General features: G+C 71.3%; 22 protein-coding genes and 1 tRNA gene. 16 read left to right on the top strand and 7 right to left on the bottom strand.

Going from position 1 to position 20776, the window contains the following annotated elements:
• Positions 1–20 precede the first annotated feature (20 nt).
• Together ACWEBX_RS25080 and ACWEBX_RS25075 are read right to left on the bottom strand one after the other, a co-directional pair.
• Positions 21–653, bottom strand: coding sequence for a GNAT family N-acetyltransferase (locus tag ACWEBX_RS25080; RefSeq protein WP_451887069.1), 633 nt, complete (start codon positions 651–653; stop codon positions 21–23).
• A complete protein-coding gene (locus ACWEBX_RS25075; protein WP_451887068.1) occupies positions 643–2703 on the bottom strand; it encodes a penicillin acylase family protein in 2061 nt (686 codons plus the stop codon). Before ACWEBX_RS25075 ends, ACWEBX_RS25080 begins: the two co-directional genes overlap by 11 nt.
• Positions 2704–2843: 140 nt before the next feature.
• Here ACWEBX_RS25075 and ACWEBX_RS25070 point away from each other — a divergent pair, with 140 nt between their 5' ends.
• Positions 2844–3428 (top strand): HhH-GPD-type base excision DNA repair protein, encoded by a 585-nt coding sequence (locus ACWEBX_RS25070; RefSeq protein ID WP_451887067.1) that lies wholly within the window; start codon positions 2844–2846, stop codon positions 3426–3428.
• Positions 3429–3497: 69 nt separating this feature from the next.
• Here ACWEBX_RS25070 and ACWEBX_RS25065 read toward each other — a convergent pair whose 3' ends face one another.
• Positions 3498–5147 (bottom strand): helicase HerA-like domain-containing protein, encoded by a 1650-nt coding sequence (locus ACWEBX_RS25065; protein WP_451887066.1) that lies wholly within the window; start codon positions 5145–5147, stop codon positions 3498–3500.
• Positions 5148–5252: 105 nt separating this feature from the next.
• On the opposite strand from ACWEBX_RS25065, the gene ACWEBX_RS25060 reads away from it, so the two are divergent.
• Positions 5253–5549 carry a type II toxin-antitoxin system VapB family antitoxin gene (locus ACWEBX_RS25060; RefSeq protein ID WP_451887065.1) on the top strand — a complete coding sequence of 99 codons (297 nt, stop codon included), beginning with the start codon at positions 5253–5255 and terminating at the stop codon, positions 5547–5549.
• A 90-nt stretch (positions 5550–5639) separates the two neighbouring features.
• On the top strand, positions 5640–6302 hold the full coding sequence (locus ACWEBX_RS25055) for a LytR C-terminal domain-containing protein (RefSeq protein ID WP_451887064.1): 663 nt from the start codon (positions 5640–5642) through the stop codon (positions 6300–6302).
• A 118-nt stretch (positions 6303–6420) separates the two neighbouring features.
• Here ACWEBX_RS25055 and upp read toward each other — a convergent pair whose 3' ends face one another.
• On the bottom strand, positions 6421–7056 hold the full coding sequence (gene upp, locus ACWEBX_RS25050; RefSeq protein ID WP_451887063.1) for a uracil phosphoribosyltransferase: 636 nt from the start codon (positions 7054–7056) through the stop codon (positions 6421–6423).
• Positions 7057–7194: 138 nt separating this feature from the next.
• On the opposite strand from upp, the gene ACWEBX_RS25045 reads away from it, so the two are divergent.
• From ACWEBX_RS25045 to ACWEBX_RS25005, 9 genes are all read left to right on the top strand, one after another.
• The gene (locus ACWEBX_RS25045; RefSeq protein ID WP_451887062.1) at positions 7195–7377 is read left to right on the top strand and encodes a hypothetical protein; all 183 of its coding nucleotides are present in this window, start codon (positions 7195–7197) and stop codon (positions 7375–7377) included.
• 530 nt (positions 7378–7907) lie between these two features.
• Positions 7908–8447 carry a tRNA adenosine deaminase-associated protein gene (locus ACWEBX_RS25040; protein WP_451887080.1) on the top strand — a complete coding sequence of 180 codons (540 nt, stop codon included), beginning with the start codon at positions 7908–7910 and terminating at the stop codon, positions 8445–8447.
• A gap of 176 nt (positions 8448–8623) precedes the next feature.
• On the top strand, positions 8624–9118 hold the full coding sequence (tadA, locus tag ACWEBX_RS25035) for a tRNA adenosine(34) deaminase TadA (protein ID WP_451887061.1): 495 nt from the start codon (positions 8624–8626) through the stop codon (positions 9116–9118).
• A gap of 56 nt (positions 9119–9174) precedes the next feature.
• Positions 9175–9259 (top strand) — tRNA-Ser (locus ACWEBX_RS25030).
• A gap of 494 nt (positions 9260–9753) precedes the next feature.
• On the top strand, positions 9754–9933 hold the full coding sequence (locus ACWEBX_RS25025; protein WP_355768504.1) for a hypothetical protein: 180 nt from the start codon (positions 9754–9756) through the stop codon (positions 9931–9933).
• A gap of 127 nt (positions 9934–10060) precedes the next feature.
• On the top strand, positions 10061–10354 hold the full coding sequence (locus tag ACWEBX_RS25020) for a Dabb family protein (RefSeq protein ID WP_451887060.1): 294 nt from the start codon (positions 10061–10063) through the stop codon (positions 10352–10354).
• 216 nt (positions 10355–10570) lie between these two features.
• A complete protein-coding gene (locus tag ACWEBX_RS25015) occupies positions 10571–11521 on the top strand; it encodes a SigB/SigF/SigG family RNA polymerase sigma factor (RefSeq protein WP_451887059.1) in 951 nt (316 codons plus the stop codon).
• 244 nt (positions 11522–11765) lie between these two features.
• Positions 11766–12662 (top strand): RNA polymerase sigma factor SigF, encoded by an 897-nt coding sequence (locus ACWEBX_RS25010; RefSeq protein ID WP_451887058.1) that lies wholly within the window; start codon positions 11766–11768, stop codon positions 12660–12662.
• Positions 12663–12766: 104 nt separating this feature from the next.
• Positions 12767–13564, top strand: a complete 798-nt coding sequence (locus ACWEBX_RS25005) for a hypothetical protein (protein ID WP_451887057.1) — start codon at positions 12767–12769, stop codon at positions 13562–13564.
• A 218-nt stretch (positions 13565–13782) separates the two neighbouring features.
• Here ACWEBX_RS25005 and ACWEBX_RS25000 read toward each other — a convergent pair whose 3' ends face one another.
• Positions 13783–13980, bottom strand: coding sequence for a hypothetical protein (locus ACWEBX_RS25000; RefSeq protein ID WP_261703852.1), 198 nt, complete (start codon positions 13978–13980; stop codon positions 13783–13785).
• A 292-nt stretch (positions 13981–14272) separates the two neighbouring features.
• Here ACWEBX_RS25000 and ACWEBX_RS24995 point away from each other — a divergent pair, with 292 nt between their 5' ends.
• The 3 genes from ACWEBX_RS24995 to ACWEBX_RS24985 all read left to right on the top strand — a co-directional run bounded on the left by ACWEBX_RS24995 (position 14273) and on the right by ACWEBX_RS24985 (position 18262).
• The gene (locus ACWEBX_RS24995; RefSeq protein ID WP_451887056.1) at positions 14273–14779 is read left to right on the top strand and encodes a MarR family winged helix-turn-helix transcriptional regulator; all 507 of its coding nucleotides are present in this window, start codon (positions 14273–14275) and stop codon (positions 14777–14779) included.
• Positions 14780–14800: 21 nt separating this feature from the next.
• The gene (locus ACWEBX_RS24990) at positions 14801–17344 is read left to right on the top strand and encodes an MFS transporter (protein WP_451887055.1); all 2544 of its coding nucleotides are present in this window, start codon (positions 14801–14803) and stop codon (positions 17342–17344) included.
• 96 nt (positions 17345–17440) lie between these two features.
• Positions 17441–18262 (top strand): YceI family protein, encoded by an 822-nt coding sequence (locus ACWEBX_RS24985; protein WP_451887054.1) that lies wholly within the window; start codon positions 17441–17443, stop codon positions 18260–18262.
• 7 nt (positions 18263–18269) lie between these two features.
• On the opposite strand, the gene ACWEBX_RS24980 is transcribed toward ACWEBX_RS24985, so the two are convergent.
• Complete coding sequence (locus ACWEBX_RS24980) at positions 18270–18998, bottom strand: ANTAR domain-containing protein (protein WP_451887079.1); 729 nt, start codon at positions 18996–18998, stop codon at positions 18270–18272.
• Positions 18999–19152: 154 nt separating this feature from the next.
• Between ACWEBX_RS24980 and ACWEBX_RS24975 the strand changes: the two genes are divergently transcribed.
• Positions 19153–19623 (top strand): PPOX class F420-dependent oxidoreductase, encoded by a 471-nt coding sequence (locus ACWEBX_RS24975; RefSeq protein WP_451887053.1) that lies wholly within the window; start codon positions 19153–19155, stop codon positions 19621–19623.
• A 285-nt stretch (positions 19624–19908) separates the two neighbouring features.
• On the opposite strand, the gene ACWEBX_RS24970 is transcribed toward ACWEBX_RS24975, so the two are convergent.
• Positions 19909–20532 carry a TetR/AcrR family transcriptional regulator gene (locus tag ACWEBX_RS24970; protein WP_451887052.1) on the bottom strand — a complete coding sequence of 208 codons (624 nt, stop codon included), beginning with the start codon at positions 20530–20532 and terminating at the stop codon, positions 19909–19911.
• Positions 20533–20776: the final 244 nt, after the last annotated feature.

Raw genomic sequence — 20776 nt, 5'->3', positions numbered from 1 at the left:
GGAATCGGGCCGCGTCCGGCTCACCTCGGGGCCGTCGGGCCCTTCTCGAAGGCCTCGCGTGTGAGGAAGGCGAGCCGGGCGTGCTTCTCGGGCAGCCGGACCTCGGGCAGGTCGATCCCGGGGAGCACGATGTCTCCGGCGGGGACGAAACCCTGCCGGGTCAGCCGGGCGATGGCCTTGGCGTTGCGGGCGTCGGGTTCGACGACGGCCCGCCGCCGGTCGAGTCCGGTCAGCGCGTACGCCAGGAACGCGGACAGCAGCGTGGACGACCAGCCCGGCCGCTCGCCGGCGCCGGGCGCCGGGGGCCCGATGAGCAGGTGGACGCCGATGTCGCCGGGCCGGACCTCGTAGCACTCGGAGACGCGGTCGGCCTCGGGCTCGTAGGTCTGGAAGAGCGCGGCCGGGACGCCGTCCTTGAGCGTGAGGAAGGCGTGGTGGGTGTCGAGCGAGTCGAGGTGCAGATAGGTCTCCAGCACCCGCTCCTTCGTGAACCCGGTCATCCCCCAGTACGCGGCCCGCTCCTCGGTGACCCAGCCGTGCAGCACGTCGAGGTCGGCGTGCGGGTCCACGGGCAGCACGCGGACCGTCCCGAACCCGTCGATCCGCTGCTCGTGAACGGCCTCGCGGGTGCCGGCGTACGTCTCAGTCGTCATCGCTCTCCTTGGTCAGCGTGTTCCAGTCGGTGGTCACCGGAACGAGGTCTCCCTTGAGCCACAAGGGGAGTTGGTCGCGGTGGTGGACCGCGCCGGGAACGCCGTCGGCTCCGAAGGGGACCACCCAGCGGCTGTCGTCCCGGTCGGCGAGGTCCCAGACGTAGCGGGCCGCGGGTCCTCGGGCGCTCAGGTCGGTCAGTCCGGGGAGCGACGAGGTGGACAGGACGCAGTCGTTGTCGCCGGACAGAGCCGGTTCGTCGCAGGGGGTGCCGGGGAGCGCCCGCCAGGGGGCGAGGCGATGGGTGTCGCCCCAGGTGCGGGAGACGGGCGCGGCGGCCGCTTCCTCGACGGCCGCCCGGATCACGGCGTCGCGGTCGATGCCGTACGGCTCCCCCGCCGTCAGCAGGTTTTCGAGGGCGAAGGCGACGCGCGGGGTGAGCGCGAGCCAGGGCAGGAAGACGGCCGGACGGGCGGGCGGGTCGGCCAGGACGGCGAGCGCCGGGTGCGCCACGAGCTGTCGTACGACCGCGTCGCGCACCTGGGCGAACAGCGCGGCCGTGCCGCTGTCGGCGTCCATGTGCCGGTTCCAGCGCAGGAGCCGGTCCCGGAGCTCTGCCGCCGCGCCGGAGAGTTCGAGCGCCGCCAGCGGGTCCAGCAGGGCCGCCGCGGAGCCGAGACGGGTGTCCATGTGGATGGCCGGCATGTCCGCCGCCGTCAGCGTCCGCCCTGTGTCGAGCAGTCGGCGGATGCGGTCGGCGCGGTGCGGCGGCGCGAACTCGACTCCCAGCGGGGTCGCGGGGCCGCGCTGGTTCGCCATCACGGCGAGTCCGTCCTCGACCGGGCCGCAGGGCATCTCGTGCCAGCCGGTCCACTCGTGGCCGGCCTCCCACGCGGGCACCACCCGGACGCGGTTGGCCGTGGCGCGCAGCGGGACCCGGCCCGCGACCCGGTGCAGCACCCCGCCCTCGGTGTCGGCGGCCTGCACGACGTTCACCGGCTCCGCCCAGGCGTCGAGGGCCCGGTCCACGTCGGCGACCCGGCGGGCCCGCAGCAGCGGCAGGAGCGCGCCGAAGCCGAGGTCCGCGGTCACGCGGGGCGGGTAGCGCAGGCTGATGGACTCCTCGGCGCCGGTGCCCCCGATCACCACGGGTCCGCGCGCCGTCTCGATCACCTCGACCTCGACGCTCTCGCCGCCGGCCACCTCCACCCGCTCGGTGTGCCGTGCCGCGGCCCGCCACACCCCGTCGGGGTCGAGGGCCTCGACGGCCCCGGCGCCGACGTCGCGCAGCCGCTCACGGTAGAGGTCCTGGTAGTCGGCCATCGCGTTGGTGATCGCCCAGGCGACGGTTCCGGTGTGGGCGAAGTGGGCGATGCCCGGGACACCGGGGACGGCGATGCCGACGACGTCGAACTCCGGGCAGGACAGGCGGATCTGCTGGTAGACGCCGGGGTCCTCGATGAAGCGGTGCGGGTCACCGGCGATCAACGCCTGTCCGGTGGCGGTGCGTTCGCCGCTCACCAGCCATCCGTTGCTCCCGGCCGTGCCCGGCCCGTCCATGGCGAACAGGCCGACCGCGTCCGCGCCGAGCCGCCGGACGACCTCCTCGCGCCACAGCTTGGCGGGAAATCCGGCGAAGAGGATGTGAGTACCGAGCCAGACCCCCAGCGGGCTCCAGGGCTCCCAGCGTCCCGGGGTGAGCCCGCTCGCCGCGAACTCGGGTGCCCGCGCGGCCCCTTCGGCCAGCCCGGCGTTGACGCCGTCGACGTACGCGACGACCCACGCGGCGGTCTCGGGGTCGTGCCGCTCCAGGGAGGCGAAGCAGCGTCGCGCGGTGTCGTCGAGCCGGGCCTGCCGGGCGAACCGGTCCCAGCCGACGGACTCGGCGCCGAGGAACGCGGCCGAGGTGCCCTGGGAGCGGTGCCGCTCGACCTCGAGCTGCCAGGCGCGGTCCCGGGCGGTGACCCGGCCCTGGGCGTGGGCGAGTTCCAGGGCGCTGCCGGCGCGCAGGTGCGGGATGCCCCAGGGGTCACGGTAGATCTCGGCGGTCACGGTCCATCCCCAGTCATGTCAGGTTAGGCTAACCTAATTTAATCTTGGGATCGTACGTCGGGGGTGAGGACCCGGTGAAGCCGGGCGGCCGGCACGGCCGCGACCGCGCGGCCCGCCCCCGTACGCGGGATCATCGGTCCATGGACGTCACGCTTCACCTCGCCCAGCAGCCCGAGGCCGACGAACTGCTCGGCCGCAGCCCGCTCGCGGCCCTGGTCGGCATGCTGCTTGACCAGCAGGTGCCGATGGAGTGGGCCTTCGCGGGCCCGTACACGATCGCCCGGCGCATGGGGGCGGACGATCTCGACGCGCACGAGATCGCCTCGTACGACCCGGAGAAGTTCGCCGAGCTGCTCTCGGCCAAGCCCGCCGTGCACCGCTATCCCGGCTCGATGGGCAAGCGCATCCATCAGCTCTGCCAGTACCTCGTCGAGCACTACGACGGAGACGCCTCCGCCGTCTGGAAGGACGCCGACAGCGGCGCGGAGCTGTTGCGCCGGCTGAAGGAACTCCCCGGTTTCGGCCCGCAGAAGGCCCAGATCTTCGTGGCCCTCCTCGGCAAGCAGCTCGGGGTCGCCCCCGAGGGCTGGCGCGAGGCGGCGGGACCGTACGGCGAATCCGGCTCCTTCCGCTCGGTCGCCGACATCACCGGCCCGGAGTCCCTCACCAAGGTCCGCGCCCACAAGCAGGAGATGAAGGCGGCGGCGAAGGCCGCCCGTAGCTGATCCCGGGCCCCGTTCCCTTCCCCCGGGACCGGCGCCGCTTCCCGGCCGCCCGGGGGACGGGAAGCGGTGTCAGCGCCGCCTGCGTGCCGTTCCGAAGACCGAGCGGGTGATCTCCCGCCCGATCTGGGTACCCACCGACCGCGCCAGGGACTTGAACAGCCCGCTGCCGACGACCTGCTCGACCATGGAGGGCTCCTCCTTCGGCCGGCTCCCTCCGCCGGGGCGCCCGGCCTCGGACTCGGGCCGGGTGCCCGTCCCGCCCTCCGTTCGCGAGGACGACGCGGAAGGCGCGGGCCGCGCCTCGGAGGCCTCGGCCGCCGTCAGCTTCTCGTACGCCGACTCCCGGTCCACCGCCTGCGCGTACCGCCCGTACAGCGGCGACTCCCGCACCGCCCGGTCGAGCGCGTCCGCCTCCACCGGACCCATCAACGACCCCGGCGCGCGCAGCCGGGTCGCCGCGACGGGCGTCGGGGCGCCCTTCTCGCTCAGCACGGTGACCACGGCCTCGCCGGTGCCCAGTCCCATGAGGACCTCTTCGAGGTCGTACGGGGAGTCGGGGAACGTCCTCACGGTGGCCTTCAGCGCCTTCTGGTCGTCCGGCGTGAAGGCCCGCAGCGCGTGCTGGACGCGGTTGCCGAGCTGGGCGAGAACGTCCGCGGGTACGTCCTTCGGCGTCTGCGTCACGAAGAAGACGCCGACCCCTTTCGAGCGAATGAGCCGGACGGTCTGCGTGATCGAGTCCAGGAACGCCTTCGACGCGTCGCTGAAGAGCAGATGGGCCTCGTCGAAGAAGAAGACGAGCTTCGGCCGGTCCGCGTCGCCGACCTCCGGAAGGTCGTGGAAGAGATCGGCGAGCATCCACATCAGGAACGTCGAGAAGAGCTGTGGCCTGTCCTGCACGGCGGGCAGTTCGAGGACCGACACCACGCCCCGGCCGTCCGGCGCCGACCGCGTCAGCTCGCTCGTGTCGAACTCCGGCTCCCCGAAGAAGGGACTCATGCCCTGCGCCTCGAAGGCCGTCAGCGAGCGCAGGATGACACCCGCCGTGGCCGTGGACAGCCCGCCGATCCCCTTCAGTTCCCGCTTGCCCTCGTCCGAGGTCAGAAAGGCGACGACCGCGCGCAGATCCTTGAGGTCGACCAGCTCCAGGCCCTTCTGGTCGGCGTAGTGGAAGATCAGGCCGAGCGACTGCTCCTGGGTCCGGTTGAGCTGGAGCACCTTGGACAGCAGCACCGGCCCGAAGCTGGTGACCGTGGCCCGTACGGGAATGCCGTGGCCGAGGCCGCCGAGCGCGTAGAACTCCGCCGGGCAGCCGCCCGGTGCCCACTCCTGGCCGACCTCCTGGGCCCGTTCCCGGACCCTCGTCCCCGGTTCGCCCGGAGCCGAGATCCCGGAGACGTCCCCCTTGATGTCGGCGAGGAACACGGGGACGCCCTGCGCGGAGAGCTGCTCGGCGATGAGCTGGAGCGTCTTGGTCTTGCCGGTGCCGGTGGCGCCCGCCACCAGGCCGTGCCGGTTGAGCATCGGCAGCGGAACGCGGATCTGCGCGTCGGGCAGGCACGCCCCGTCCCAGAGCAGCGCGCCGAGGTCGAGAGCCGGGCCCGTGAAGGCGTAGCCGGCCGCGATCTCCAGGGCCTCCCGTGGGAGCGCGGGGGCGCCGGTGACCCGCTCGGGAGCGGTCCCGGCGGCAGCCGACCGGACGGTCTCGCCGTCACTCATATCAGACCTCTGTTCCCGGTTTGCAAGGATTTACGACATGTTTTCCAGCGTCGCACTCCGCCGCCATGGCTGCGCCCGGAAGGTCTTGACCGGTAGGCTTTCCGTGTGATCTTCAAGCGCATCGGAAACGGCCGGCCATACCCCGACCACGGCCGGGAAAGCACCCGGCAGTGGGCGGACGTCGCGCCGCGCCCGGTCCGCCTCGATCAGCTCGTGACGACGAAGCTCCAGCTCGACCTGGAGACCCTCCTCGCCGAGGACTCCACCTTCTACGGCGACCTCTTCGCCCACGTCGTCAAGTGGCAGGGCGATCTGTACCTGGAGGACGGCCTGCACCGCGCCGTCCGCGCCGCGCTGCAGCAGCGTCAGGTGCTGCACGCGCGCGTTCTTGAACTGGACTAATGGCCACGGCTTGACCCCAATGGGTTGAACTGAACGCCGGGCAATGATCATCTAGTAGGCATTGGCGCCCCGGCGCACTACGCTGCGCCCATGAGCATGCTTACTCCCCCTGGCATGGGTGGCCAGTATCGGATCACGGGGGACAAGTACCCGCGGATGCGCCGCCCCCGCGGGCGTCGCAAGTTCGTGTTCGTGAGCCTCAGCTCCGTCACCGTTCTCGGGCTGATCGGGTGGGGGTCCCTGCAGCTCATCGACATCTACACGGGCGGCAGCGAGGCCACGGCGGCCGGCACCAAGGCGGACTGCGCGTCGAAGGTGACGCCGGAGGCGAAGGCCTCCGCCGCTGCCGCCGCCGCGGTCGCGTCCACGCTGCCGAAGCCCGGCCAGATCACCGTGAACGTCCTCAACGCGACACCCCGCAGCGGGCTCGCGAAGCAGACGGCGGACGAGCTGAAGAAGCGCGGCTTCAAGATCGGTGACGTGGGCAACGCGACGGCCACGTACGACAAGAAGGTCACGGGCGCCGGGATACTGCTCGGCGCCAAGGCCGCCGGCCAGGCCGCGCTGCCCGTCCTCAACACCCAGCTCTCCGGCGCCGAGCTGAAGACCGACGGCCGTGCCCAGGCCACCACGGTCGACCTGATCATCGGCACCGGTTTCAAGGCGCTGTCGAAGAAGGAGGACGCCGACAAGGCGCTGACCGTCCTGACGCAGCCCGAGCCGGCGCCCGCCGGCTCGAAGAAGAACTGCTGACTCCGGGACCGGTCGCGGAAGACACCCGCGACTCCGGAGCCGCGCTCGCGTGCGAGCCGCCGGCTTCGGAGTCGTGTGCGTGCCTGGGGCGCTCCGCGGGTGCCGCGGAGCCACCTGGTTACTCGGCGGCCCCGTACATACGGTCACCCGCGTCACCGAGGCCCGGCACGATGTAGCCGTGCTCGTTCAGGCGCTCGTCTACCGAGGCCGTGACCACGGTGACCGGGGTGCCGGCGAGCTCGCGCTCCATGAGCTCGACACCCTCGGGGGCGGCGAGAAGGACCACGGCGGTGACGTCGTCGGCGCCGCGCTTCATCAGCTCCTGGATGGCGGCGACCAGCGTGCCGCCGGTGGCCAGCATCGGGTCCAGGACGTACACCTGACGGCCGGAGAGGTCGTCCGGCATCCGGGTGGCGTACGTGGAGGCCTCGAGCGTCTCCTCGTCGCGCACCATGCCCAGGAAGCCCACCTCGGCGGTCGGCAGCAGCCGGACCATGCCGTCGAGCATGCCGAGGCCCGCGCGCAGGATCGGCACGACGAGCGGGCGCGGGTAGGAGAGCTTGACGCCCGTGGTCGGGGAGACCGGCGTCACGATGTCGACCTGCTCCGTGCGCACGTCGCGGGTGGCCTCGTAGGCGAGGAGCGTGACCAGCTCGTCGGCCAGCCGCCGGAAGGTCGCGGAGTCGGTGCGCCGGTCGCGCAGGGTGGTGAGCTTATGGGCGACCAGGGGGTGGTCGACGACGTGAAGACGCATGTCCACAACAGTAGCGGGGCCGACGGCACCCGCCACTGACCCGCCCGGCAAGGCCCGCACCCCGGCATCACCCGTCCGCTGGCATCAAACCATCCATCGGAGGGAAGGTGGGAGGGACGGACCTGGGGTGGTGTGCCGATGCGGGACCAGCAAGAGGAGTCGTCCGAACGGCTGGAGAGCGACGCCGAGCGCAGGAGGCGGCGGGCCCAGTTCCTGCGCGACCTGACCGAGGCACGCGAACTGCGGGACCGTGTCCAGCCCCGCCGGGCCAAGACGGCCCGCCTGCGCCACGCGATGCGCATGCGCACGTTCCGCTGGTGACCGGACGCACCGCCGCCTGAGCCCGCGCACGGCGACGGGCCGGGGCGTGCCAGGCGTCGCCGGGCACGCGGGACGTTGCGGACGCGCCCCAGAACCCGCCGCGCCGCCACCGGGCCGACACGCCCACGGAGGGGGTCGGCGCGGAAGAACCGGCCCCGCTCCCGCGGCCGAGCCGCGCCGGCACCCGTGCCACACCCGACCTGACAAGGGAACGCGCCCGCTCGCCGTTCGGCGCGCGGGCGGACGAACCCGGCCGCGCGCCCGCCGCGGCACCGGGCCACGCCCGCCTCACTAGGGGCCGTGTGGCGGACGTGTCGGGCGAGGAGGTGTCCACACGGCGCGGGCATCCGCGTACGATCCGCTGTTAGCGATCAAAAGAGGCGGACACAGCAGGCCGAAGACGTCCCCTGAACGCTGTCTTTCTGCCACGATTCCGAGTGGGCGGGACTCGGAGCAGCAGCACTCCTCGCCCACAGCCTCCGCCGGGGGGAACCCCAACCGGCACACCTATGACCAGTGGGAGAGTCACGGTGTACTTCGCCGCACTGCTCGCGCGCACCGAAGACGGGTGGGAAGCGAGCGATACAGAGCTCGACGATGTGGAAACCCTGTCGGATCTGACCGATCTGGCCCGTGAGGTCTCGGACGAGGACACGGTGCTCGTGCTCATCGAGCAGGAGGACGCGTGGTTCGGCGTCGTCCGCGTGGACGGCGAGGAGGATCCTCGTATCTACGTCTCGGACGCCGCCGCTGCCGCCCGCAGTTCGTACGGCGAGATCCTGCTCACGGACGAACTACTAGGACGGGAGCCCGGCGACGACGACGCCGACCTGGACTCCCTCGATCTGGACGGCACCGAGGACGGTGAACCAGGGGACTCCGAGGACGACGACGAGGACCAGGGGAGCGTGTCCGACGACGCCGTCTCGCACAGCCCTGTCGGGGACCGTTACATCCTCGCGGACCTCGGAGTGAGCGAGAAGGAACTGCTGGCCCTGGACGAAGGCGACGCGCTCGGCACGATCGCCGAGGCCCTGGGAGCGGCAGAGGTCCTGGAGACCGTCCGCTAGGACCTCCGGAACAGGTCAGGGCCTCCGGAAACGGCGGGCCCGGCACCTCGCCCGCGCCCCTGCCCCCGTACCGGCGAACCGGCCCGATCCAGCGGGCCGGATCTTCGCCTGCCGTCCGCCGCTCGGCGCCTCCGGGCCTTCCGCCGCACCAGGCGGGATTCCGCTAGGTTCCCCGGATGAGCACCCCGCGTCAGGTACCCCCGCCGCCCGATCCCGTACGCGACCGGTGGCGGGCCCCGATGCGGCTCGCGCTGGACGAGGCACGGCTGGCCGTCCGGGGCGGGGACGTTCCCGTCGGTGCCGTCGTGCTGTCCCCGGACGGGACGACCGTGCTGGCGGCCGGACACAACGAACGCGAGGCGACCGGCGACCCGACGGCGCACGCCGAGATCCTCGCGCTGCGCCGGGCCGCCGCGAGACTCGGGGAGTGGCGGCTGTCCGGGTGCACGCTCGTCGTCACCCTGGAGCCCTGCACGATGTGCGCGGGCGCGCTCGTCCAGTCCCGTGTCGAGCGGGTGGTCTACGGCGCCCGCGACGAGAAGGCGGGCGCGACCGGTTCCGTCTGGGACGTCGTCCGCGACCGGCGGCTCAACCACCGGCCCGAGGTGATCGAGGGCGTTCTCGCCGACGCCTGCGCCGCACTGCTGACCGACTTCTTCCGCGACCGCTGACCGGGCCGCCGAAACGGATTTCAGACCACGGACCACCTTGGGGTAAGGTCTCCCTCGGTAGCGTGTCCGAGCGGCCGAAGGAGCTCGCCTCGAAAGCGAGTGTGGCGCAAGTCACCGAGGGTTCAAATCCCTCCGCTACCGCTTCCGAAGGGCCCCGTCGAAAGACGGGGCCCTTCTTGCGTTCCGGGCCGGGGCTCCGCAAGGGCGCGACGCAGACGCCACATCCCGGGGGCCACATCGCGGAGGCCGTGACGCGGAGGCCGTGACACGGAGGAGCCCCGGCGCCGCTCGGTCGCCGGGGCTTCCGTACCCGAAAGGGTTCTCCGCTCCCACAGAGGAGGGGGAAGGAGCGCAATTCGGGGGCGCCCCTTCCCCCACGAAGGGACCCGCAAGTCCACGCCGCCGTCTCGGGGGAAGTCGGGCGGCGAGAACCCCACAGTGGGGTCCCTCCGGGCCCCGTGGACTCCTGACGGTTCCTGCCGGGGCTCCCTTCCATCCTGGACCGCGAGAACGCCGCTCAGGCCCCGCAAAGGACCTCTACCAGCGGGCCGTTGGTCCTTAAAGGCGGCGTGAAGGTTACACTCACCGCCGGCAGCAGGGGGCCGACGGGCGCAGGAGTCACAGGGGAGGCCGCCATGGCGGTGAATTCGAAGAAGATCGCCATCTACGTGCTCGTGGTCTTCGCGCTCTACGTGATCATCACGGATCCGGCCAAGGCCGCCGACTACGTCCAGATAGCGTTCGAGGGCATATCCAGCGCCGCCGGGGCGATAGGCGACTTCATGACCTGGATCGCCGACGGAGCGAAGAACTGACGTCAGGCACCGACGCCGGCGCGCCAGGGACTCCGCGCACCCGGCACCGAGCAGGCCCGACGGAGCGAGGCGCGCCCCCGCGAGGGCGTGACCGAGCGATGAACCACCTCATCATCAGGGAGTACCCGTGATCCGCCATCTGGTCCTCTTCAAGCTCAACGACGGCGTCGGCCGCGACGAGCCCCGCGTCGCCGAGGGTGTCGCCGCCTTCCGCGCGCTCGGCGAGCAGATCCCCGAGCTGCGGGTCTGGGAGTGCGAGTGGAACATCAGCGACCGTCCCATCGCGTACGACTTCGCCATCAACGCCGCCGTCGAGGACGCCGACGCCCTCAAGCGTTACCTGGAGCACCCGGCCCACACGGCCGGTGTCGCTCTCTGGCGCGAGTTCGCCACCTGGGTGATCGCCGACTATCCGTTCTGACCATTTTTGATCGCACACTCTTACCGAGCCCTTGACCGCAACCGGTCAGGGGTTTTCGACGTCTTGAACCCCAACTCACCTCCAATTCACCCTCAACACGGCGTTATGCGGTGCTTGCACACAGTGCACATGTCTTGTGATGCTATGACCGCTTTTGACGGATGAGTTGACGGATACGTCGACGGATCGTTGACGAACGAAGAGGTGGCGTTGACCTTGTCGGCCAGTACTGCGCCGCCCCAGGAGGAAGCCCCGGCCCAGGACCGGGCGACGGCCCTCGCCTCCGCCCCGCCGTCACCCCCGGCACAGTCCATGACGCAGACCACGGCACCGAACGCCGCACCGGGCACCCAGGGCCCCCCGGCCGCCCCCGAAACGGTCCAGGAGGCCCCTCAGGAGCGGCGCCGGGGCGCCGACACCCGGGCCCTCACCCAGGTGCTCTTCGGCGAGCTCAAGGTGCTGGAGCCGGGCACCCCCGAGCACAACCGGGTCCGCGGCGCCCTGATCGAGGCGAACCTGCCGCTCGTCCGGTACGCGGCGGCCCGCTTCCGCTCCCGCAACGAGCCGATGGAGGACGTGGTCCAGGTCGGCACCATCGGCCTGATCAACGCCATCGACCGCTTCGACCCGGACCGCGGCGTGCAGTTCCCGACCTTCGCGATGCCGACGGTCGTCGGCGAGATCAAGCGGTACTTCCGTGACAACGTTCGCACCGTCCACGTACCGCGCCGGCTGCACGAGCTGTGGGTGCAGGTGAACAGCGCCACCGAGGACCTGACGACCGCCTTCGGGCGCTCGCCCACCACCGCGGAGATCGCCGAACGGCTGCGCATCACCGAGGAGGAGGTGCTCTCCTGCATCGAGGCCGGACGGTCGTACCACGCGACCTCCCTCGAAGCGGCCCAGGAGGGCGACGGACTGCCGGGGCTGCTCGACCGGCTCGGATACGAGGACCCCGCGCTCGACGGAGTCGAACACCGCGACCTCGTACGGCATCTGCTCGTACAACTGCCCGAACGCGAGCAGCGGATCCTGCTCCTCCGCTACTACAGCAACCTCACCCAGTCACAGATCAGCGCGGAGCTGGGTGTTTCCCAGATGCATGTGTCAAGGCTCCTCGCCCGCAGCTTCGCGCGTCTTCGATCCGCAAACAGGATCGAGGCGTGACCGGAACGAGCTAATCGCCCAAGGTCGTTTTTTACGTCGGTTCAGCGCTGATTATCTGTCAGACCCCCTTTTTCCAGGGCCGATCCACCCTCTACATGTCGACAAGTCTCTACAGCGTGTTGCCGACATGTGACATTCTTCCGGCAGCGCGTTTGCCGCGGCCTCGCCTCCGGTATTCAGGTGGAGGCTGCGTTCCTCCGACGGGAGCGACTGCCGCGACCGTCCGCGACCCAAAGGGGGTGGCATGTCCGCAGATCAGGGCAGCTCGAAGGTGCTCACGCTCACCAAGAGCGACGCAGTGCCCGAGGCGCACGCCGCGCTTCACGACGTCCCTGCCGCCGAGGCCCCGGTAGCCGCTCCGGTCCCCGAGTCCTCGGGCGCCATCGACACCCGGACCCTCTCCCGCTCCCTGTTCCTGCGGCTGGCGGCACTCGCCGAGAACAGCCCTGAGCGCGGCTACGTCCGGGACACCCTCATCGAGCTCAACCTCCCGCTCGTCCGGTACGCGGCGGCCCGCTTCCGCTCCCGCAACGAGCCGATGGAGGACATCGTCCAGGTCGGCACCATCGGCCTGATCAAGGCGATCGACCGCTTCGACTGCGAACGCGGTGTCGAGTTCCCGACCTTCGCGATGCCGACCGTCGTCGGTGAGATCAAGCGGTTCTTCCGTGACACCTCCTGGTCCGTCCGCGTTCCGCGCCGGCTCCAGGAGCTGCGGCTCGCCCTCACCAAGACCAGCGACGAGCTCTCGCAGAAGCTCGACCGTTCTCCGACGGTCGCCGAACTCGCCGTGGCTCTCGGGGTGTCCGAGGAGGACGTGGTCGACGGTCTCGCCGTCGGCAACGCGTACACGGCGTCGTCGCTGGACTCGCCCGCCCCCGAGGACGACGGCGGCGAGGGCTCCCTCGCGGACCGTCTCGGCTACGAGGACACCGCGCTGGAGGGCGTGGAGTACCGCGAGTCGCTCAAGCCGCTGCTCGCCAAGCTGCCGCCCCGCGAGCGCCGGATCATCATGCTCCGCTTCTTCGCGAACATGACCCAGTCGCAGATCGGCGAGGAGGTCGGCATCTCGCAGATGCACGTCTCCCGGCTGCTCACCCGCACGCTGGCGCAGCTCCGGGAAGGCCTCATCTCCGACTGACCGTCCCACGCGGGGTTCATAATTGACGGGTCGTCAGCCACACTGGCGCGATGCGTCACGAGCCGATGCGTCACGGATCGACAAGCGGTCGCCGAGGTCTCCTGGTGAGCACCTCGGCGGCCGTGCTGTGTCTGGGCGGGCTGCTGGCCGCGTGCGGGAGCGGCGGGGACGGCGGTTATGCCGCCGTCGGGGCCGCGGACGGCTCCCCGCGGGTGTCGGGGGCGGCGGTGGCACCGTCGGGGGAGGTGTCCCTGGCACCCCTGGACGGCACCAACCCCAGTGGGAGCAGGGGGAGTTCCGGGTCAGGCAAGGAGCCTTCGGCCACGGGTCCGGGCGGCGGGGCCTCGACGGACGGCGCGGGTGACGCGGACGGTTCGACGGCCGGTCCGGGCGGCTCGGGTGTCGGCGAGGGCGGCTCCGGGACCGGCACGGAAGGTTCCACGGGAACCGGCGCCGACGGCGGGTCCTCTTCGCCCTCCGGTTCGTCTGCCGGTTCGTCGACCGGCTCGTCCTCCGGTGCCGACTCCGGCCGTACGGGCGGAAGTTCGGGAAGTTCTTCGACGCCGCCCGCGCCCGGCCCGACGGCGAGTGCCCGGCCCGCCGTGCTCGCCGTGAGCGAGCCCGCGCGCACGGCCACCGATCGGCGGTGGTGCGAGAAGGTCACCCTCTCCTTCAGCAACACCGGTGGTACGGAGGTCCGTTCGGGCACGGTGACCTTCGGGACGCACATCATCGGGGCGCTCGGGATCGAATGGGCGACGATCCTGTCGACCGAGTCCCTTCCGGCGCCGATCGCCGCCGGTGCGAGGAGGAGCGGGACCTGGACGGTGTGCGTCGACTCCTGGCGGGTGCCGCTGGGCATGCACGTCGAGACACAGGACGTGTCCGTCGCGTGGAAGTAGAGGCGTGGCCCTGCCAGGTCACGCCGCCCCGCTCACCCGCCGGCCACGCCGACACCGATGGCCGTACCGTCCCGCACGGAACCCACGGTTCACGCACCGTCGTACCGTCCCGCACGGAACTCGCCGGTCACCCACGGTCGTACGATCCCGCACGGCTCCCGGCGCTTACGGGTCCCGCACGCCCGCGCGTTCCCGCGCGGTCACACGGTCCCGGCCGATCACATGAGGGCGAGCCAGGCCACCGCGGCGACGACCGCGACGGCGAGGACGACGCCGACGATCAGACCCACGCGGGGGCCCGCGGGAGCGGCCGCCTGCTGCTGCCGGCCCTGGGGGGCCTCGTCGACGAACGCACGGAACATCTGAGTGCTGCCCGCGGGGTCGTAGTTGCCCTCGGGGCCCTGGGTGTTTGCCATAGGCCGGACCCTAGCGAATGCGCGCGGGCTGCCCAAGTGCCGGGTTCCTCTTCACGCCGATCGTGACGCGACCGCACACTACCCGCGACCAGCACGCACACCACCTTCGCGCCGCCTCCTCACCTCGACGGCCATCCCGTCCTCATCTCCCTCCCGATCCCCCCTCCCGCCCGCACGTTTCCGTTCGCCAACACTTGCCTTTGCCAACTTTTTATTCCTGAAGCCCCGAACTCGTTTGCCTGCGGCAACCAACTTCTTTATGGTTGCCCTAAGCAACGAATGAGGGGGTGCGATGGCCGAGCAGGCGCAGTACGAGGAACTGGCTCGTCAGCTCAGCGCCATCGGTGCCGTGAAGCGGGGCATGGGACGGATCCTGCCGCCCGACTGCCCCGCGGGATCCGCCGCCGTGCTCACCCTGCTCGGCCGGTACGGCGAGATGCGGATGAGCAGGCTCGCGGAGCTGCTGTCCGTGGACATGTCGGTGACCAGCCGCCACGTCGCGCACGTCGCCGACCGTGGCTGGATCGAACGGTCCCCCGACCCGGCGGACAAACGCTCACGCATCCTGCGCCTCACCGCGGCCGGACACGCCCAGCTCGACGAGCTGTCCCAGCGCACGTCACGACTGCTCTCCGACCGGCTGAGCCACTGGTCCGACGACGAGGTCGGGCTGCTCATCGAGCTGATGGGCCGGCTGCGCGAGAGCTTCGGCGACTGCCGCTCCCCGCAGTGGACGCCCGCGCACCCTCCCCCGTACGCGACAGACGTATCAGAACCGACCACCCGTACACCCGCGTAGACACGGAAGAAAAGGAAGCCCATGGCAACGACCACACCAGCCGGTGTGCGGGGCTCTCACGCCAAGCACGGAGGCGCCGACGGCGCTCCGATGACGCACCGGCAGATCATGGAGGCGCTCTCCGGGCTACTGCTCGGCATGTTCGTCGCGATCCTGTCGTCGACGATCGTCACCAACGCGCTCCCCGAGATCATCGGCGACCTGGGCGGCGGCCAGTCCGCCTACACCTGGGTCGTCACCGCCTCGCTGCTGGCCATGACCGCGACCACGCCTCTCTGGGGCAAGCTGTCCGACCTGTACAGCAAGAAGGCGCTCGTCCAGATAGCGCTGATCATCTACGTACTGGGATCGGCCGCCGCCGGTCTGTCCCAGAACCCCGGCATGCTGATCGCCTGCCGTGTGGTCCAGGGCATCGGCGTCGGCGGTCTGTCCGCCCTGGCGCAGATCGTGATGGCCGCGATGATCTCCCCGCGTGAGCGCGGGCGCTACTCCGGCTACCTGGGCGCGACGTTCGCCGTCGCAACGGTGGGCGGCCCGCTGCTCGGCGGCGTCATCACCGACACGAGCTGGCTCGGCTGGCGCTGGTGCTTCTACGTGGGTGTGCCGTTCGCGGTCATCGCACTGATCGTGCTCCAGAAGACCCTGCACCTGCCCGTGGTGAAGCGGGACGTGAAGGTCGACTGGGCCGGCGCGTTCTTCATCTCCGCCGCGGTCTCGCTGCTGCTGCTCTGGGTCACCTTCGCCGGTGACAAGTACGACTGGATCTCGTGGCAGACGTACACGATGATCGCCGGCGCGATCGTCCTCGGCCTGCTGTTCGTCCTTGTCGAGTCCAGGGCGAGCGAGCCGATCATCCCGCTGCGGCTGTTCCGCAACCGCACGATCACCCTCTCCTCCCTCGCGTCGCTGTTCGTCGGTGTCGCGATGTTCACCGGCACCGTCTTCTTCAGCCAGTACTTCCAGCTGGCCCGGGACAAGTCCCCGACGATGTCGGGTGTCATGACGATCCCGATGATCGGCGGCCTGTTCATCTCCTCCACGGTCTCCGGCCAGGTCATCACCAAGACGGGCCGGTGGAAGTACTGGCTGGTCAGCGGCGGCTTCCTGGTCACCGCGGGCCTAGGCCTGCTCGGCACGATCCGCTACGACACGGCCTACTGGCACATCGCGATCTTCATGGCGCTGCTGGGTCTCGGCATCGGCATGATGATGCAGAACCTGGTGCTCTCCACGCAGAACCAGGTGGCGCCGGCAGACCTCGGCTCGGCGAGCTCCACGGTGACGTTCTTCCGTTCCCTCGGCGGTGCGATCGGTGTCTCCGCGCTCGGCGCGGTCATGGCCAACCGGATCACCCACTACGTGAAGGACGGGCTGACCGACCTCGGCCCCAAGTACGCGGCCCTGGGCTCCGGTTCGGACTCCAGCTCCAGCATCCCGGACATGGACAAGCTGCCCGCGCCGCTGCGTACCGTGATGGAGAGCGCGTACGGCCACGGCATCGCGGACGTCTTCCTGATCGCCTCCGCCATGGCGCTGATCGCGTTCCTCATCGTCATGTTCATCAAGGAGGTCCCGCTGCGGACGTCCGGCGCGCTGGCCCAGACCGCCGCGGAGAAGTCCGGGGCCCCGGCCACCGAGGCGCCCGTCGCCGAGGCCGTCGAGGCCGTCGAGGCCGCGGCCACCGCGGCCCTCGCCCCGGCCGTCGCCACCACCGAGGCCGTCTCCGAGGCAGCTCCCGAGGGCGCCCGGCAGCTCGGCGCCGTCGCCACCGCGACGCGGGAGGGCGACCCCCGGCCCGCGTCCGGCGGCATCCGGGTGCACGGTCAGGTCCGCGGCGCCGAGAGCGCGCCCGTGCCACAGGCCGCGGTCACGCTGATCTCGCCCGAGGGACGCCAGCTCGGCCGCTCGGTCGCGCAGGCCGACGGCTCCTACGCCGTCGACGCGCCCGGTGTGGGCTCGTACGTCCTGATCGCCTCCGCCGACGGCTTCCAGCCGCAGGCCGCGACGATCGTCGTGCACGACGAGCCGCTGGCGTACGACATCCTGCTGAGCGGCACCAGCGGGCTGAGCGGTGTCGTCCGGGCCGCCGAGGGGGCGTCCCCGGTCAAGGACGCCATGGTCGTCGTGACCGACGTGCGCGGCGACGTGCTGGCCACCGGAACCACCGGTGAGCAGGGCGAGTTCGCCTTCGCCGAGCTGGTGCCCGGCGTGGTGACGGTCGCGGTGAACGCCGCGGGTCACCGGCCGCGGGCGCTGCCCGTCGAGGTCGGCGGGACCGGCGTCACCCGTGTCGAGGTCGACCTCGATGCGGGCGCCCAGGTCCAGGGTGTCGTACGGGCCCCGCACGGCCCGCTGTCGGACGCCCGCGTGACGCTGGTGGACGCGGCCGGAAACGTGGTCGGCACGGCCAGGACCGGCGGCGACGGGGCGTATGCCTTCACCGATCTGGACGGCGGCGAGTACACCGTCATCGCGGCGGGCTACCCGCCGGTGGCGACCGCGCTGACCGTCGGCGGCCGTGGAGCGGACGACCACGACATCGAACTCGCCCACCCCGGCGAGTAGTCCGAGCCCCGGCCCGTGGGACGCGCGCACTCTGAGCGGAGGTGCGCCCCCACGGGCCGGTCTTTTTTCATTGGTTCATCGCAAGGAGTTACTGCCATGGGACTGACCGCGAAGATCCGCACACGGGACGGATGGGCCGTGTCGCACGCGGTGGTCACGGTGACCGATTCGACCGGCACGCAGGTGCTGCGGGCCGAGGCGGACACCGACGGAGCCGTACGCGACACCACGAGTCTCGCGCCGGGCGCCTACACCGTGATCGTGACCGCGCTCGGGTACGCGCCCGCCGCCTCCGGGGCCATCGTCACGGCGGCCGGCCGGGCCGAGGTGGGCCAGGTGACGCTGGCCCGCCGCGGCGGCACCGAACTGCCCCCGCCGGGACCGTGGACCGTCGACCCGGCGCACTCCTCCGTGGGCGCGGTCGCCCAGCACCTGGGCATCTCCAGCGTGCACGGCCGCTTCACGGACTTCACGGGTCGCATCGAGATCGCCCCCGGCGACGTGACCGCCTCCCGTGTCGAGGCGACGATCACGGCCGCCTCCATCGACACCGGCAACGGCATGCGCGACGGGCATCTGAAGTCGCCGGACTTCCTCGACGTCGAGAAGTATCCGCTCATCACCTACCGTTCGACGGGTCTCACACCGGCCGGCTCCGACCGCTGGACCGTGCACGGCGAGCTCACCCTGCACGGTGTCGTCCGTCCCGTCGACCTCGACCTCGCCTACCTCGGCACCGGCGGCGACCCCTGGGGCGGAACCCGCGCCGCGTTCCGCGCGACCGCCGAACTCCACCGCGAGGACTTCGCCCTGCACTACAACCACATCGTCCAGGCGGGCATCTCCGCCATCGGCACGACCCTGAGGGTGGAGCTCGACATCCAGGCCGTGCAGGGCGAGTCCCTGCCGGCCGTCTGAGCCCGGCTCACTCGCCCTCGCTGGCGTCGACGATCCGTCGGGCCAGGTCACGGAGCTTGACGTTCTCCCGCTGGGAGGTGCGCACGAGGCTGTCGAACGCCTCGGACGCGTCGATGTCGAGGCGCTCCATGAGGATGCCGGTGGCCTGCCCGATCAGGTCCCGGGTGCGCATCGCCTCGGTGAGCTGTTCGCGCAAGGTCGCCGAGTCCAGCGCGATGCCGACGTGCGCGGTGAACAGCCGCCCTATCCGGGTGGCCGACTCGTCGAAGGCGCGCGGGGCCCGCGCGTACGCGGTCAGGACGGTCAGCCGGCGCCGGTCGGCCCGCAGCCGAAGCGACAGCACCGACCGCAGCCCGAGGCCCGACAGGGCGAGATCCCCGTCGCCGCCCGTCGCGGCGCTGTCCTCGATCCGGGCCACCGGAGCCGTCCACAGCCGGTTCCAGTACGGGGGATGCTCACGGCCCGCGTTCAGGGCGTCGGCGGAACGGACGACCTCGTCCGTCCAGGCCAGCGTCTGCCGGTGGGCCTTGGGCTCGATGACGGAGATGCCGGCGTACTCGACGCCGGGCAGGATGCGCACGGCCAGCCGGACGGCGGTGCGCAGAGTGGCGTGGGGACTCGCTGTCTCGTGCAACTGCTGAGCGGCGGCCGTGAGGCCCTCGGCCAGCTCAAAATCCGTATCAGAACGGGACAATTCAGAAAACTCAGACGCAGCCACCACGAACCTCTTCGGCATGCAAGGCCATACGGCCATGCGCAGGAGAGCTCCGCAGCACATTCCCGACTGCGAGCACAGGACGAAGAGCACTTTAGCCGCTTCGCCGAGGTCGGGTGCCGCCCACCGGCCCGCCCCGCGGGCGATCGCGGGGCACGCGCCCTACGCTGATCGCATGGCACCCACTATCGCGACGAACACCTCCGTCTCCCTGGACGAGTTGCTGGACTTCGTACGCCCCCGCCACCGGGCGATCCTGCTCACCCGCCGCGCCGACGGCGGGCCCCAGGGGTCCCCGCTGACCTGTGGGGTCGACGACTCGGGCCGCATCGTCGTCTCGACGTATCCCGAGCGTGCCAAGACCCGTAACGCCAAGCGGGACGAGCGGGTCGGTCTGATCGTCCTCAGCGACGAGTGGAACGGGCCCTGGGTCCAGGTCGACGGGACCGCCGAGGTGATCGACTCCCCGGACTCCGTCGAGCCCCTTGTCGAGTACTACCGGAACATCGCCGGTGAGCATCCCGACTGGGACGAGTACCGCGCGGCGATGCGCAAGCAGGCCAAGTCGATCATCCGGATCACCCCCACCCGCTGGGGCCCGGTGGCAACCGGCGGCTTCCCGGCCCACCTGGCCCCCCAGGACTGACCTGCCCGGCTGGGCCACCCCCTTTTCGCCCCCTCCGCCCCTACCCGCCCCGCTCCTCAATCGCCGGAGGGGCTGAACTTTCGCCGACCGGGGCTGAATCTTCGGGACGAATCGCGTACCCGCGGCCGGAATCCAGCGCGAGGGGCCGTGCCGGTACATCGATGCCCGTCGCCACCGACGCCCACCTCTCCGTCCAACGGCGACGGGCTGATGCACCGGCACGGCCCCGCCCCACCACCGGACCGGAACCGGACCGGAACCGCACCCGCACCCGCACCCGGCGCGTCAGACGGGCGGCACCTTCGCCTCGATACCCGCGATCAGCAACTCCAGCGCGAACCCGAAGTCCCGCTCCCGCGTCTCCGCACCGGCGAAGTGCGCCCCGTACACGAACTGGAACACCGCCGACATCGCCCCCGTCCGCCCGTACGACGGCATCCCGGTGTCCTGGATCACCTGCCGCACACACGCCGAGAACGCCATCGAACTCGGCCCGATGTTCGGGAGGTTCCCGATCAGCGCCGACACCCACGGGTGGCGCACCAGCAGCGCCCGGTACCCGGTCGCCAGCCCCCGAAGCTGATCACGCCAGCCCTCCTCCGACTCGGCGTCCGGCAGCTCCAGTTCACCGATCACGGCGTCGAGCGCGAGCTCCAGCAGCTCGTCCTTGGTGTCGACGTACCAGTACACGGACATCGCGGTGACGTTCAGCTCGGCCGCCAGCCGCCGCATGGAGAACTTCGCCAGACCCTCCGCGTCCAGCAACCGCACCGTGGCCGCGGTGATCCGCTCCCGGTCGAGCCCGGACGGCTGGCCACCGCCCCGGGCGGTCCGGCCGCGGGGGGCCTTGTCCGTCAGCCAGACGCTGGTCCGCGGCGGCCGCTTCGCCCTGTCCGCTGCCCCCACCATGGCGCCCCTTCCTCGGAACTCGACCACGGACCGGGCCGGACTCCCCGGTCACCCTCCTCGACGATGCTAAGCGGGCCCCGCACGGACACGGCCGGCCCACCGCCGGAAACAGCCACGGGAACGGCTGTCGGAATGACTACCGGAACGGGCGGTGGTCCGGGGCACGCCGAGGGGGGCCGCCACGGTGGGCGCACCGGCCACGGCGGCGGCGCCGGTGACGACAGTGGTGACCTCGGGGCCACCG

The sequence above is a fragment of the Streptomyces sp. NPDC005070 genome (assembly GCF_053600395.1).
The sequence above is the reverse complement of the archived record's forward strand: the minus strand, read 5'-3'. Positions and strand labels throughout refer to the sequence as shown.